Raw genomic sequence first — 14,122 nt, forward strand, 5'->3', positions numbered from 1 at the left:
GCAAAGATCATGCTGAAACGGTAAGGTGGCAACCTTAGATCATCCGCCATCGGTGAAAGCCGGTGGCGGATGATCCGCATCCGGGGCCAGCCGGGCGAAAAATGCTCCGCTGCAGGGCTTCCGCAAAACAGAATTCCTTTTCAGCGGCGCGATGCAGGCCGATCCTGCGCCGATATCGGAGCGGCAACGCTCGTCACCGCTGGATCATTCCCATGTCCGAAAAACGGCATTTACGGCTCGGCGCCTTCATGCGTCCCGTCAGTCTTCACACCGGCGCCTGGCGCTATCCTGGCGCCTACGCGGATGCCAACTTCAATTTCGCGCATCTGAAGCGCTTCGCGCAGACGCTCGAGGCGGCGAAGTTCGACGCCTTCTTCATGGCCGACCATCTGGCCGTGCTCAACATGCCGATCGAGGCGCTGCGGCGCAGCCACACGGTGACCTCTTTCGAGCCGTTCACGCTTTTGTCGGCGCTCGCCGCCGTCACCGATCACATCGGCCTGGTCGCGACCGCATCGACCACTTTCGATGCGCCCTATCATATCGCGCGGCGTTTCGCGTCGCTCGACCATATCAGCGGCGGCCGCGCCGGCTGGAACATCGTCACCACGTCCAACCCGGACGCGGCTCTGAATTTCGGCCTCGACGAGCATGTCGAGCATGACGAGCGCTACCACCGGGCACGCGAATTCTATGACGTCGTCACCGGGCTATGGGACAGCTTTGCCGATGATGCCTTCATCCGCGATGCGGAGAGCGGGCTCTACTTCGATACATCGAAACTGCATGTGCTCGACCACAAGGGCGAGCATTTATCGGTGCGCGGCCCGCTCAACATCGCGCGTCCCGTCCAGGGTTGGCCGGTGATCGTACAAGCAGGCGCCTCGGATGCAGGGCGGCAGCTGGCCGCCGAGACGGCGGAGTTGATCTTCGCGGCGCCGTCCGACCTGGCATCCGGCCAACGCTTCCTTGCCGACGTGAAGGGTCGTGCCGAAAAGCTTGGCCGTTCGCGCGACGATATCAAGATCCTGCCCGGCGCTTTCGTCATCGTCGGCGACAGCGTCGAGGAGGCGCGGGCCAAACGAGCCAAGCTCGATAGCTTGGTCTACTACGAGAGCGGCATCGCCTCGCTGTCGATCGCCCTTGGCCACGATGCGTCGGGTTTCGAGCCGGACGGCCCGTTGCCGGACATTCCTGACACCAATGCCAGCAAAAGCAGCCGCGAGCGCGTCATAGAACTGGCGCGCAAGGAAAACCTCACGGTCCGCCAGCTCGCCCAGCGGCTCGGCGGCTATTCAGGTCTCGCTTTCGTCGGCACCCCCGGGACCATCGCCGACGAGATGGAGGAATGGCTCCTCACTGAAGGCTGCGACGGATTTAATGTGATGTTCCCCTTATCTGCCGGCGGGGCTGGACGATTTCGCCGAGAAGGTGGTGCCCGAGCTGCAGCGGCGCGGAATCTTCCGGCGCGAATATGAAGGATCGACGCTGCGTGAGAATCTCGGCCTGAAGCGGCCACAGAACCGGTTTTTCGAAGAGTCGGCGGTCCGCAAGGCAGGCTGATCAAAATGAAACGGGCGCGCCGAGGCGCGCCCGTCTCTTTCAGGTTGCCATGTCAGATGACGAACACCCAGTTGGCGATCAGCATCACCGCCACGCCGGCGATCAGCGTCAGGTAAGGCAGCATGCCCGCCTTCTTGACCGAGAGGTCGGCTCCCGCCATGCCGAGGTCGGCCAGCATGTGCTCCGGGAACTTGCCTCCGTCCTGGATGTAGTGGCGGAAGCAGAACACCGGGATGATCAACGCGGCGGTGATCAGGCCGGCCCACAGCGCCATCGGGTTCCACACCTTGGCGCCGGCGCCCATGAAGATCGCGTTGACATAGGCAAAGATCGCGCCGATGCCGAGCAGCCAGCTCGGGGCCTTCCATGGACGGTTGATATGGCCGTTGTCGATGCGGTGGATCCAGCCTGCATTGAGGTTGAGGAAGTTGAAGATGATGTAGCCGCAATTCGACACGGCGAGGATGAAGAAGAAGCTCGTCGCGTCGGCCGAGGCAATGGCCAGCACGATCAGGTTGAAGCAGAGGTCGGTCCACATCGCCCGCGTCGGCGCGCCATGCTCGTTGACGTGGCTGAGATAGCGCGGCAGCCAGCCGTCGACCGAGCCCTGGTAGAGCGTGCGCGAGGAGCCGGCCATCGCCGTCATGATGCACAGCACCAGCGCCAGGATCATCAGCATGACCAGCAGGCTGTGGATGATCTTACCGCCGCCGACCATGCCGGCCAGCGCGTCGGCGACGCCCGAGCCGTCGACGATCGGCGTCGCCAGCATGCCGTTCAAGCCGAGCACGCCCTGGAAGGTGAAGGGCACCAGAATGAACAGGAGCATGCAGAGCAGGCCTGAGTAGAAGATCGCCTTGAAGGTGTCGGTGCCGGGATTCTTGAACTCCGACGTGTAGCAGACGGCGGTCTCGAAGCCGTAGGTCGACCATGCGGCGATGAACATGCCGCCGAGCGCCAGCGTCCAGCCGGCAATGTTCCACGAACCGGGATCAGGCGCGTAGGCGGCGGCCAGCGGCACCAGCGGCGAGAAATTCGCCCAGTCGATCTGGCCGGTGAAGATCGGCACGACGCCGACGATCAGCATAGGGATGATGACGAGCAGGCCGATATATTTCTGCACATTGGCGGTGCCGAGGATGCCGCGATGCTGGATCGCGAAGATGACCAGCATCAGAACCGCGCCGATGAAGAAGGTGGCGTTGAGCGTGAAGGAGACCGGGCCGAGCGTGTGGCCCCACAGCGTCCAGTTGCGGATCGCCGGCGTCGCGGCGGCGGTCACCGCGGTGATGGCGTCGGCGGGCGCCGTCCCGACATGCGCCGCTATGTAGGCGACCACCTCCGGCGAGGTTTCGCTGAAGATCGGGATCGGCGCCAGCGCGTTGAGGATATAGGCCGCGGCGATCGAGCAGCCGAGCGACAGCACCGGCGACCAGGCGAACCAGTTGCACCACACCGACAGCGGTGCGATGAATTTCGAATAACGCAGCCAGGCGGTAGCGCCGTAGATCGAGGCGCCGCCAGACTTGTTTGGAAACAGGCCTGCAATCTCCGCATAGGTGAAGGATTGCAGGAAGCCCATGATCATGGACACCGTCCAGATCAGGAAGGCGAGTTTTCCGGTCGTGCCGGCAATGCCGCCGATCGAGAACAGGACCAGTGCTGGAACGCCGCTTGCCACCCAGAAGGCGCCACGCCAGTCGATATGCCTGAGCAGCTTGCTTTCGGCAGGCTGCTCGAGGGCCGTGCTTATCGTGCTCATATGGTTGTCTTCCCCTTTTTGTTGTTCCCCGCCAGCGACGCTTCGGCTCTCGCGAAGCTTGCTCCCCGGCAAATCAGCGTCGACCCGTCGTGTTTCCACTCAGTCGTATTTTTTTCTTAAGAGTGAAGATTGATCCGGCGCGCTTTCGCGTCAAGCGTTTTGTGAATGTCATGCACATCACGCTTGCGAAACATCGATCCGACCGCCGCCGGTGGCGGCCGGCGAGGGTCGGATCCGCCTTGGGAGGCGTATCAGGAACGTGGTTTGGTTTTCTGAGGATCGTAATGGGCGAAGGCCACGACGCGCGCCGGCAAACGCTTGGCATGGCCGTCGAGCTTGCCGATCTCGACCTCCGTGCCGATCTCGGCGTGGGTGACGTCGAGTCGTGCTAGCGCGATGTTCTTGCCGAGCACCGGCGAGCGCATGCCGGAGGTGACGACGCCAATCTGGGCGCGGCCGACATGGACGCAGTCGCCATGGCCGACGGCGACATTGGCATCGATGTCGAGCCCGACGAGCTTGTGCTGCGGATGCTCCTTGCGCCGGATCAGCGCGTCGCGGCCGATGAAGTCGTCGGCCTTGGTCTTGAGCGGCACGGTGAAGCCGATACCGGCCTCGAACGGATCGGTCTGGTCGGAGAATTCGTAACCGGCGAAGATCAGCCCGGCCTCGATGCGCACCATGTCGAGCGCCTGCAGACCCATCGGCTTCAGCCCGTGCGGCTGACCGGCTTCCCAGACGGCGTCGAATACCTTTTCGGCGTCGCGCGGATGACACCAGATCTCGTACCCGAGCTCGCCGGTATAGCCGGTGCGCGAGACCACGACCGGCACACCATTGCCGCCGCCGATCCGGGCGACCGCGAAGCGGAACCATTCGAGCTCGCCGATCGAGGGCTGCACCGGCGAGGTCCACACCACTTCCTTCAATATGTCACGGCTCTTCGGCCCCTGGATGGCGATGTTGTGCATCTGGTCGGTGGAGGAGCGGACCAGCACGTTGAGGCCGAGTTTTTTCGCCGTTTCGCGCAGCCATTCGCCGGACAGATCGTCGCCGCCGACCCAGCGGAAATTGTCCTTGCCGAGCCTGAGCAGCGTGCCGTCGTCGATCATGCCGCCATGCTCGTAACACATCGCCGTATAGACGACCTGGCCGACGCCGAGCTTCTTGACATCGCGCGTCAGCGTGTATTGCAGCAGCGCTTCGGCATCCGGCCCGGTGACCTCGAACTTGCGCAATGGCGACAGATCCATGATCACGGCGTCCCGCCGGCAGGCCCAGTATTCGGCGATCGGCCCTTCCTTGGCGAAGGAATTGGCGAGCCAATAGCCCCTGTATTCGACGAAGTCGCGCGTGTGTTTGGCAAAGCTCGAATGAAAGGCTGTCTCGCGGGTCATTTTCGGTTCCGAGTCGGGCTTCATGCGTCTGGCGATCGCTCGCGAGAATTTGTGCTGGCCGGAATAGGCGCGCACATGGATGTCGGTCAGGTCCCAGCCATTGGATGGCGTGGTGTCGTCCGGGCAGGCGGAGGAGACGCAGACGATATCGGTCAGCGCGCGCAAGAGCACATAGTCGCCCGGCCGCGACCACGGCTCGTCCGACACCATCACGCCATGCGCGTCGATCGCCGTGTTGAAGAAGAAGTTGATCGCCATCCAGCCGGCGCGGGGCGTCACACCCTTGTCGGACAACGCCTTGTTGAAATTCTCCGAGCAGTTGGTGTGGCCGGGATAGCCGATGTCGTCGTAATATTTGGCGGCGCAGGCGAGCGCGAAGGCGTCGTGCCGCCCGCATGTGTCCTGCACCACCTCGACCAGCGGCTCCATGTCCTGGTCGTAATATTTCGAATGCAGGCCTGGCATCGGATAGGCCGCGCCCATCAGCGTTCGAGTGGTGGTCACGTCGAGCGGCAGGTCGCGTCCCTTGTCCAGCTTGCGCGCCGAAAAACACTGGAAGTCCGTGCATTGCCGGCCGTCGACATCGATGATCTGCAGGTAGTCGCCTGCCTTGACGAAATAGGATTCGGCCGTCGCCGATTTCACGCGAAGATCGAGCACCGGATCGGCGAGCGGATCGGGAAGCTGCGACCTGTTCTTCAGCCGGATCGTGGCGCGGCGGACCAGCACGGCCAGCGGCGTCGCCGTGTTGTGGCCGTCGACCAGCATCGGCCCGCCGGGCGCAGCGATCAGCAGCGCGCCGTCGCGTTGAACGGAAAAACTCTGCTCGGTGTCGGCCGGCGTGGCGCCGCCGAACACGCGCACCGCCTTCGGCTGGTCGAGCTGCACTTTGCGTCGCTCGAGGCTGAGCCGCAGCGCTGCAAGACTGTCGTCGCCTTCGGCGAGCAGCGCCTTGATGCCGGCGGCGTTGCTGTTCGAGCGCTCGCCGAAAATGCCGGGATCGGTCGCGCCGGATGTGTCCCAGGCCAGCAATTCGCAAGGCTGGCCGCCCTCGACATTGGTCACGCTGACGCTGTCGCCGGCCTCGACGTCGATCAGCACCGCGCCGTTGCCTTGCACGGTATAGCGCTCGAGACCGGGCGGCAGCGCGATCTGGCCGGGCCGCAGGATCAGGCTCGGCCGCGGCGGTCCGGACTGGACGGCAGGGTAGGGCGACTGGCTCATCTCAAACCCTCCTCCGAGCGAGAAACAAGTTTGCCTGTGTGTAAAATTATTTTCGCTGAGAGAATAGCAGGGTGAATGGGTTTGGCAAGGCGGGACTTCCCCTTCTCCCCTTGTGGGAGAAGGTGGATCGGCGCGCAGCGCCGAGACGGATGAGGGGTGTTCCAGCGGAGTGAGACGCTGGCTTTCCCTGGAGCACCCCTCATCCGTCGCCTTCGGCGACACCTTGTCCCACAAGGGGAGAAGGAGGGCGCGCGCCTCTACATTAATTCCTCGGAATGACCGATCGTCGCACCATATTCCGCTGCAGAATCGAGAATGGTGTGCCACAGGCTCTCGGCGAAAGTAGAGAACACTAGGAGATTGAACACAGCCTGCCCAGCGGCCCGGTCCGCACCGCGCCACAGCGTCACGCTGGTGTGATCCATTGAGGTCGCCGCCGCCGCACCCACGCCGAACACATCGGGGTGCAGATCGATCGACGACAGCTTCGAGAGCACCGCACGCGCCTTGTCGCCGCTAACGCTGATCAGCGCCCGCGCATGCGATTGGTCGGAAAGCGAGGTCGATCCGGCAAAGACGGGCGCAAGGCTATCCATCGTATGCTTGCCGCCTCTCGACAGCACCAAGAACTGGTCCGGTCCCGACCATATCAGCGTCGCATCGGCCGTCCCTACCGCCTTGGGCGTTTCCGGCGCGGCGACGTCGAAGCGCGCCTGCGCGGCCTTCGCCATGTCGCTTGCCTTGCCGCGCCGCGCCATTACCTGGACGAGGTCGAAATTGCGGATCTCGGTCAGCGCCACGCCGGCGTCGCCTTGCGCGCCGTAAGAGCCGGCGACCAGCGCACGATCGAGCGGGCTGCGGATGTCCCAGGAAAAATCAGCCACGCTGGCGCCCTCCATCCGGATCGTAGAAGACGGAATTGCAGAGCTCGACATCGTAGTCCTCGCCGCGCAGCGGATCATGCGCGCCCACGATCTCGCCGATGCGCTCGCGCCCGCGCTCGACCAAGGCCAGCCCGATCCATTGGTCAAGCACCGGCGAGAAGCAGACCGAAGTGACATAGCCCTGGTCGTTGCCGGGGCCAGGTGTCTCGCCCTTCGGGATGATATGCGCGCCGGAGCGCAGGCGGCGCGCCTTGTCGGTCGGCTTGATGCCGACGACCACCTGCCGGTTCGGTGCGACCAGCGCCTCGCGGCCCGCCATGACGCGGCCGATGAAATCCTTCTTGGTCGACATCATCTTGCCGAGGCCGAGATCGCCCGCGGTCGTGGTGCCGTTGAGTTCCGGGCCGGCGACATGGCCCTTTTCGACGCGCATCACGCCGAGCGCTTCCGTGCCGTAGGGCGTCACGCCGAACGGTTTTCCCGCAATCATCAGATTGCGCGCCATCGCCTCGCCATAGCGCGCCGGCACCGAAATCTCGAACGCCATCTCACCGGAGAAGGAGATGCGGAACAGCCTCGCCTTGATGCCGCCGCGCAGCTTGACCTCGCGCGCGCCCATGAACGGGAAACCTTCGTTCGACAGGTCCTCGGTCGGATCGACGATCTCCTTCAAGAGATCGCGGGTCTTCGGCCCGGCGATCGAGAACTGCGCCCACTGATCGGAGACCGAGGTCAGCTGCACGTCGAGTTCGGGGAACAGCACCTGCCGGCAGAATTCGAGATGCTGCATCACCAACCCGGCCTTGGCCGTCGTGGTGGTGAGGAAATAATGGTCCTCGGCCAGGCGCGAGGTGGTGCCGTCGTCATAGACGATGCCGTCCTCGCGCAGCATCAGCCCGTAGCGCGCCTTGCCGACAGCGAGGCTGGAGAAGGCGTTGATGTAGACGCGGTCGAGGAAGGCGCCGGCATCGGGCCCGTGCACGTCGATCTTGCCCAGCGTCGAGACATCGCAGAAGCCGACGCCTGAGCGCACCGCCTTGACCTCGCGCGTCACCGATTCCAGCCAGTCCTTCTCGCCGGCGCGCGGATACCACTGCGCGCGCTTCCACAGGCCGGTGTCGACGAAGATCGCGCCCTGTTCGGCCGCCCAGTGATGCGACGGCGTAAGCCGCGTCGCATGGAAATTCTCGTCGCGATGGTGGCCGGCGAAGGCGCCGATGGCGACCGGCACGTAAGGCGGCCGGTAGATCGTCGTGCCCGTCTCCGGGATCGACTTGCCGCTGACCGCCGCCATGATGGCGAGGCCGGCGACATTCGAGGTCTTACCCTGGTCGGTCGCCATGCCGAGCGTCGTATAGCGCTTCAGATGCTCGACCGATTGAAAACCCTCGCGCTGCGCCAGCTCGACATCGGAAGCGGTGACGTCATGCTGCTGGTCGACGAAGGCCTTGCCCTTGCCGGCGACATGCCAGAGCGGGGTGATCGAAAAGGCGTCGTCGTCGGCGACCGGCATCGATCCGATGTTGCCGCTGCGTCCAGCATCGCGTGCCGCGGCAGCGCCGGCTTCGAACCCCTCGCGCAGGCAGGCGCCAAGCCCGAAGGCGCCGTTGGCCGAGCCCGCCGCGACCATGCCGGGCGGTGCGCCGTCGGGCACGAAGGCGGCGATGTCGTCGCGCCATTTCGGCCGGCCTCGATGGTAGGAGGTAAGGCCGACCGCCGGGTTCCAGCCGCCGGAGACGGCGAGCCCGTCCGCCTCGACCTCGGCGCGCGCGCCGCCGGTCAGCGCGACGGAAATCTTGCGCACGCCGCCCTTGCCGCCGTCGACGCCGCTGATGGCGCCATGTAGGACCGGGAAGCCGCCTTTGCTGGCAAGCGAACGATGCGCCGGCGAAACATCCGGCCGCGCATCGATCACTGCCGCCACCTGCAGTCCGGCGGCGATCGCCGTTTCGGCCGTACGCCAGCCATCCTCATTGTTGGTGAACAGCGCGATGCGCCTGGACGGCGTCGCGGCGTAGCGGTTGATGTAGCTGCGGGTGGCCGATGCCATCATCACGCCGGGCGTGTCGTTGCCGGCAAAGACGATGGGACGTTCGATCGCGCCGGCGGCGACCACGCAGCGCTTGGCCACGATCCGCCAGAGCCGCTGGCGCACCTGATGCTCCGGCGGCACCGGCAGATGGTCGTTGACGCGTTCGATCGCGCCATAGGTGCCGCCGTCATAGACGCCGAACAGCGTCGTGCGCGTCATGATGCGCACATCCGGCATCGCCGAAAGTTCGGCAACCGTGCGCGTAACCCATTCGGCGGCCGGCAATCCGTCGATCGTGCCGCCATCGGCGAGCAGCCGCCCGCCAAGGACGAAATCCTCCTCGCACAGGATGACGCGCGCGCCGCTGCGGCCGGCGGCAAGCGCGGCCGCCAGACCGGCCGGGCCGGAGCCGGCGATCACCACATCGCAATGCGCCCAGGCCTTGTCGTAATGGTCGGGGTCGGAAACCTTTGCGGTGCGGCCGAGGCCGGCGGCGCGGCGGATCGCCGGCTCGTAGATCGCTTCCCAGAACTTTGCCGGCCACATGAAGGTCTTGTAGTAGAAGCCGGCGACGAAGATCGGCGCGAACAGCTGGTTGACCGACATCACGTCGAAGCTGAGCGATGGCCAGCGGTTCTGGCTTGCGGCCTCGAGACCCTCATAGAGCTCGGCCGTCGTCGCCTTGGTGTTCGCCTCGCGCCGCGCGCCGCTGCGTAATTCGACGAGCGCGTTGGGTTCTTCCGAGCCCGCGGTCAGGATGCCGCGCGGGCGATGGTATTTGAACGAGCGACCAACCAGCTTGACGCCGTTGGCGACCAGCGCGGAAGCCAGCGTGTCACCCTTGAAGCCCGAGAATGTCTTGCCATCGAAACGGAAATTGAGCGCGGCCGAGCGGTCGATGAGACCTCCGGATGTGAGACGGTTTGCCTGATTGCCGGCCATCACGCACCAACCTTGGCGGCGCCGACGCCCGCCGCCGGCTCGACGGCCGAAATCTCATGCGTCAGCGTGTTGCGGGTGACCTTCAGCCAGGCCCGGCAGCCGCCGCCATGGTACCAGTGCTCGTTCATCACCCCGGCGACATTGTCGCGCAGATAGACGTAGTCGTAGAAGGCGTCCTCGCCGGCATCCGCCGCGGGGCGTTGTGGCTTGGCGTCGCCGAGATAGGTGAACTCACCGAGTTCACGTTCGCCGCAGAAGGGACAGACTATGCGCATGGTCGGGTCTTCAATGCAGGTTCGGTTGGGCGCCCTGGCCCTTCTCGTCGATCATGGCGCCGCGCTGGAAGCGGTCGAGGCGGAAGAGCGCGGCTTCCTTATGCGACTGGTCGCGGGCGAGGAGATGGGCGAAGACGAAGCCCGAGCCGGGCGTCGCCTTGAAGCCGCCATAGCACCAGCCGGCATTGATATAGAGGCCGTCGACCGGGCTCTTGTCGATGATCGGCGTGCCGTCCATCGACATGTCCATGATGCCGCCCCACTGGCGCAGCAGCCGCACCCGGCCGATCATCGGGATCAGCGCCATGCCGCCTTCGCAGACATCCTCCATGACCGGCAGGTTGCCGCGCTGGGCATAGGAATTGTAGCCGTCGATGTCGCCACCGAAGACCAGCCCGCCCTTGTCGGACTGGCTGACATAGAAGTGGCCGGCGCCGAAGGTCATGACGCCGGGGATGAGCGGCTTGATCGCTTCGGAGACGAAGGCCTGCAGCACATGGCTTTCGATCGGCAGCCGAAGCCCCGCCATCGCCGCGACGCGTGACGAGGAGCCGGCAACCGCCATGCCGACCTTGCCGGCGCCGATCTTGCCGCGCGACGTCTCGACGCCGGTGACCTTGCCGTTGGCGTCGCGTGTGAACCCGGTGACTTCGCAGTTCTGGATGATGTCGACGCCGAGTTCGCTCGCCGCATGCGCGTAGCCCCAGACCACCGCGTCATGCCGCGCCGTGCCGCCGCGCCGCTGCAGCAGCCCGCCTTGCACAGGGAAGCGCGCATTGTCGAAATTCAGGAACGGCAGCATCTTGCGCAGCGCCGCCTGGTCGAGCAGCTCGGCGTCGATGCCGTTGATGCGCATCGTGTTGCCGCGCCGCGCGAAGGCATCGCGCTGCGCATCGGAATGATAGAGGTTGAGCACGCCGCGCTGGCTGACCATCGCGTTGTAGTTGAGGTCCTGCTCCATCCTCTCCCACAGCTTCATCGACAATTCGTAGAAGCCGGTGTTGCCGGGCAGGCCGTAATTGGAGCGGATGATGGTGGTGTTGCGGCCGGCATTGCCGGAGCCGATCCAGCCCTTTTCCAGCACCGCGACGTTGCGGATGCCGAACTCGCTGGCGAGGAACCAGGCGGTGGCGAGCCCGTGGCCGCCACCGCCGATGATGATCACGTCATAGCGATCCTTGGGCGCTGCGTCGCGCCAGGTCGGCTGCCAGTTCTTGTGGCCGGAGAGGGCGGCGCGGGCGAGCGAGAAGATGGAGTATTTCATGAAGTCATTCCAAGGTCGCTCGCCCCGCTAGGGCATGATGCCGAAAAGTGTGAAGCGGCTTTCGGGCGACATCATGCTCAACTACAGGACGGTCAGATATCCAGCGTGTGGTCGCGCTCCCACTGCGTGAAGTGCGAAGCATAGGAATTCCATTCCTGCTGCTTCAGCTTTAGATATGCCGACGAAAATTCCTCACCCAGCGCCGCCTTGAGTGATTTGTCATGATCGAACTCGCGCAGCGCATCGAGCAGGTTTAGCGGCAGTTTCGGCGCGTCCGTGACGGTATGGCCGAACTGGTACATGTCGATGTCGTAGCGCTTGCCCGGATCGGCCTTTGAGCGGATGCCGTCGAGACCGGCGGCAATGATCACCGCCTGCAGCAAATAGGGGTTGGCGGCGCCATCCGGCAGGCGCAGTTCGAAGCGGCCGGGGCCCGGCACGCGCACCATGTGGGTGCGGTTGTTGCCGGTCCAGGTCACCGTGTTCGGCGCCCAGGTCGCGCCCGAAATGGTGCGCGGCGCGTTGATGCGCTTGTAGGAATTGACCGTCGGATTGGTGATCGCAGCCAAGGCGGAGGCATGCTTCATGATGCCGCCAAGGAAGTTCTTGCCCTTGGCCGACAGCCCAAGCTCCATCGAATTGTCGGCGAAGACATTGGTCTTGCCGGTCTCGTCCCACACCGAGATATGGGCATGGCAGCCATTGCCGGTCAGGCCCTGGAACGGCTTCGGCATGAAGGTCGCGCGCAGGCCGTGCTTTTCCGCGATCGACTTGACCATGAACTTGAAGAAGGAGTGCTTGTCGGCGGTCGCCAGCGCGTGGTCGAAGGACCAGTTCATCTCGAACTGACCATTGGCGTCCTCGTGGTCGTTCTGGTATGGGCCCCAGCCCAAAGCCAGCATGTGGTCGCAGATCTCAGCGATCACGTCGTAGCGGCGCATCACCGCCTGTTGGTCGTAGCACGGCTTCGACGCCGTGTCGTACTGGTCGGAGATGGCACTGCCGTCCGGCGAGATGAGGAAGAATTCCGCCTCGACGCCGGTCTTCACATGCATGCCGTCGCGGGCGGCCTCGGTGATCAGCCGCTTCAGCGTGTTGCGCGGCGCCTGCTCGACCTCCTTGTCGTCCATGATGCAGTTGGCGGCGACCCAGGCGACGTCTTTCTTCCAGGGCAGCTGGATCACCGAAGCCGGATCCGGCACCGCCAGCATGTCCGGATGCGCCGGCGTCAGGTCGAGCCACGTCGCGAAACCGGCAAAGCCCGCCCCGTCCTTCTGCATGTCGGCGATCGCCTGCGCCGGCACCAGCTTGGCGCGCTGGCCGCTGAACAGGTCGGTGTAGGAGATCATGAAATATTTTACGCCGTTCTCCTTGGCGAATGCGGCGAGATCGTTCCCCATTTATGTAGTTCCCTCGCGGATTTTGGGTGCTGTTAGTCTCTGGTGTTCTAGAAGCCGTTTTTCCCTGGTATCCAGTTGGTGCCGGCAAGCGGAACGCCAGCCATGGCAGCGGCTTCGATCGAGAGCGCGACGAGATCTTCGGGCTCGAGATTGTGCAGGCTGTTCTTGCCGCAGGCGCGGGCAATGGTCTGGGCTTCGAGCGTCATCACCTTCAGGTAGTTCGCGAGCCGCCGTCCGGCCGCGATCGGGTCGACCCGCTTCATCAGCTCGGGGTCCTGGGTGGTGATGCCGGCCGGATCGCGGCCCTCGTGCCAGTCGTCATAGGCGCCCGCCGTGCTGCCGAGCGCGTTGTATTCCGCCTCCCAGCGCGGATCGTTGTCGCCCAGCGCAACGAGCGCCGCCGTGCCGATCGAGACGGCGTCGACGCCGAGCGCCAGCGCCTTCGCGACATCGGCGCCGTTGCGGATGCCGCCGGAGACGATGAGCTGCACCTTGCGGTGCATGCCGAGGTCCTGCAGCGCCTGCACCGCCGGCCTGATGCAGGCAAGCGTCGGTTGGCCGACATTCTCGATGAACACTTCCTGGGTCGCGGCCGTGCCGCCCTGCATGCCGTCGACCACCACGACGTCGGCGCCGGCCTTCACCGCGAGCGCGGTGTCGTAATAGGGCCGCGCCCCGCCAACCTTGACGTAGATCGGCTTTTCCCAGTCGGTGATCTCGCGCAGCTCGAGGATCTTGATCTCGAGATCGTCCGGCCCGGTCCAGTCGGGATGGCGCGAGGCCGAGCGCTGGTCGATGCCCTTGGGCAGGGTGCGCATCTCGGCGACGCGGTCGGAGATCTTCTGTCCGAGCAGCATGCCGCCGCCGCCGGGCTTGGCGCCCTGGCCGACCACCACTTCGATGGCGTCGGCGCGGCGCAGGTCGCGCGGGTTCATGCCGTAGCGCGACGGCAGATACTGGTAGACCAATTGCTTGGAATGGCCGCGTTCTTCCTCGGTCATGCCGCCGTCGCCGGTCGTGGTCGAGGTGCCGGAAAGCGTGGCGCCGCGTCCGAGAGCTTCTTTGGCCGGGCCGGAGAGCGACCCGAAACTCATGCCGGCGATGGTGATCGGGATCTTCAGCTCGATCGGCTTCTTGGCATGGCGCGAGCCGAGCACCACCGAGGTGTCGCAGCGCTCGCGATAGCCTTCCAGCGGATAGCGCGAGATCGACGCGCCGAGGAACAGCAGATCGTCGAAATGCGGCAGCTTGCGCTTGGCGCCGGCGCCGCGGATGTCATAGATGCCGGTCGCGCCCGCGCGGCGGATTTCGGAAAGCGTGTAGTCGTCGAAGGTCGCGGATTTGCGCGGCGTCGTCGGCGGGTTGCGGTAGGTCATCTT

General features: G+C 64.9%; 8 protein-coding genes and 1 pseudogene. 1 reads left to right on the forward strand and 8 read right to left on the reverse strand.

The window, feature by feature from the left end:
* Positions 1 to 212: 212 nt before the first annotated feature.
* A pseudogene (locus AC0YKC_RS00725) lies at positions 213 to 1,563 on the forward strand (LLM class flavin-dependent oxidoreductase).
* 52 nt (positions 1,564 to 1,615) lie between these two features.
* On the opposite strand, the gene AC0YKC_RS00730 reads toward AC0YKC_RS00725, so the two are convergent.
* The 8 genes from AC0YKC_RS00730 to AC0YKC_RS00765 form a co-directional block, all read right to left on the reverse strand.
* Positions 1,616 to 3,325: a trimethylamine N-oxide permease gene (locus AC0YKC_RS00730; protein WP_320294628.1), complete on the reverse strand. Its 1,710-nt coding sequence runs from the start codon at positions 3,323 to 3,325 to the stop codon at positions 1,616 to 1,618.
* A gap of 251 nt (positions 3,326 to 3,576) precedes the next feature.
* Positions 3,577 to 5,946 (reverse strand): trimethylamine N-oxide demethylase, encoded by a 2,370-nt coding sequence (locus tag AC0YKC_RS00735; protein WP_488509195.1) that lies wholly within the window; start codon positions 5,944 to 5,946, stop codon positions 3,577 to 3,579.
* Positions 5,947 to 6,203: 257 nt separating this feature from the next.
* A complete protein-coding gene (locus AC0YKC_RS00740; RefSeq protein WP_488509196.1) occupies positions 6,204 to 6,830 on the reverse strand; it encodes a sarcosine oxidase subunit gamma in 627 nt (208 codons plus the stop codon).
* Positions 6,823 to 9,804: a sarcosine oxidase subunit alpha gene (locus AC0YKC_RS00745; protein WP_488509198.1), complete on the reverse strand. Its 2,982-nt coding sequence runs from the start codon at positions 9,802 to 9,804 to the stop codon at positions 6,823 to 6,825. The genes AC0YKC_RS00740 and AC0YKC_RS00745 overlap by 8 nt, the downstream gene beginning before the upstream one ends.
* Positions 9,804 to 10,079, reverse strand: a complete 276-nt coding sequence (locus AC0YKC_RS00750) for a sarcosine oxidase subunit delta (protein WP_320294632.1) — start codon at positions 10,077 to 10,079, stop codon at positions 9,804 to 9,806. Before AC0YKC_RS00750 ends, AC0YKC_RS00745 begins: the two co-directional genes overlap by 1 nt.
* A 10-nt stretch (positions 10,080 to 10,089) precedes the next feature.
* Positions 10,090 to 11,343, reverse strand: a complete 1,254-nt coding sequence (locus AC0YKC_RS00755; protein ID WP_488509200.1) for a sarcosine oxidase subunit beta family protein — start codon at positions 11,341 to 11,343, stop codon at positions 10,090 to 10,092.
* 92 nt (positions 11,344 to 11,435) lie between these two features.
* Positions 11,436 to 12,743 carry a type III glutamate--ammonia ligase gene (gene glnT / locus AC0YKC_RS00760; protein WP_434721606.1) on the reverse strand — a complete coding sequence of 436 codons (1,308 nt, stop codon included), beginning with the start codon at positions 12,741 to 12,743 and terminating at the stop codon, positions 11,436 to 11,438.
* A 47-nt stretch (positions 12,744 to 12,790) separates the two neighbouring features.
* Complete coding sequence (locus AC0YKC_RS00765; protein ID WP_488509202.1) at positions 12,791 to 14,119, reverse strand: FMN-binding glutamate synthase family protein; 1,329 nt, start codon at positions 14,117 to 14,119, stop codon at positions 12,791 to 12,793.
* Positions 14,120 to 14,122 lie beyond the last annotated feature (3 nt).

The sequence above is a fragment of the Mesorhizobium sp. CNPSo 4661 genome (assembly GCF_057784215.1).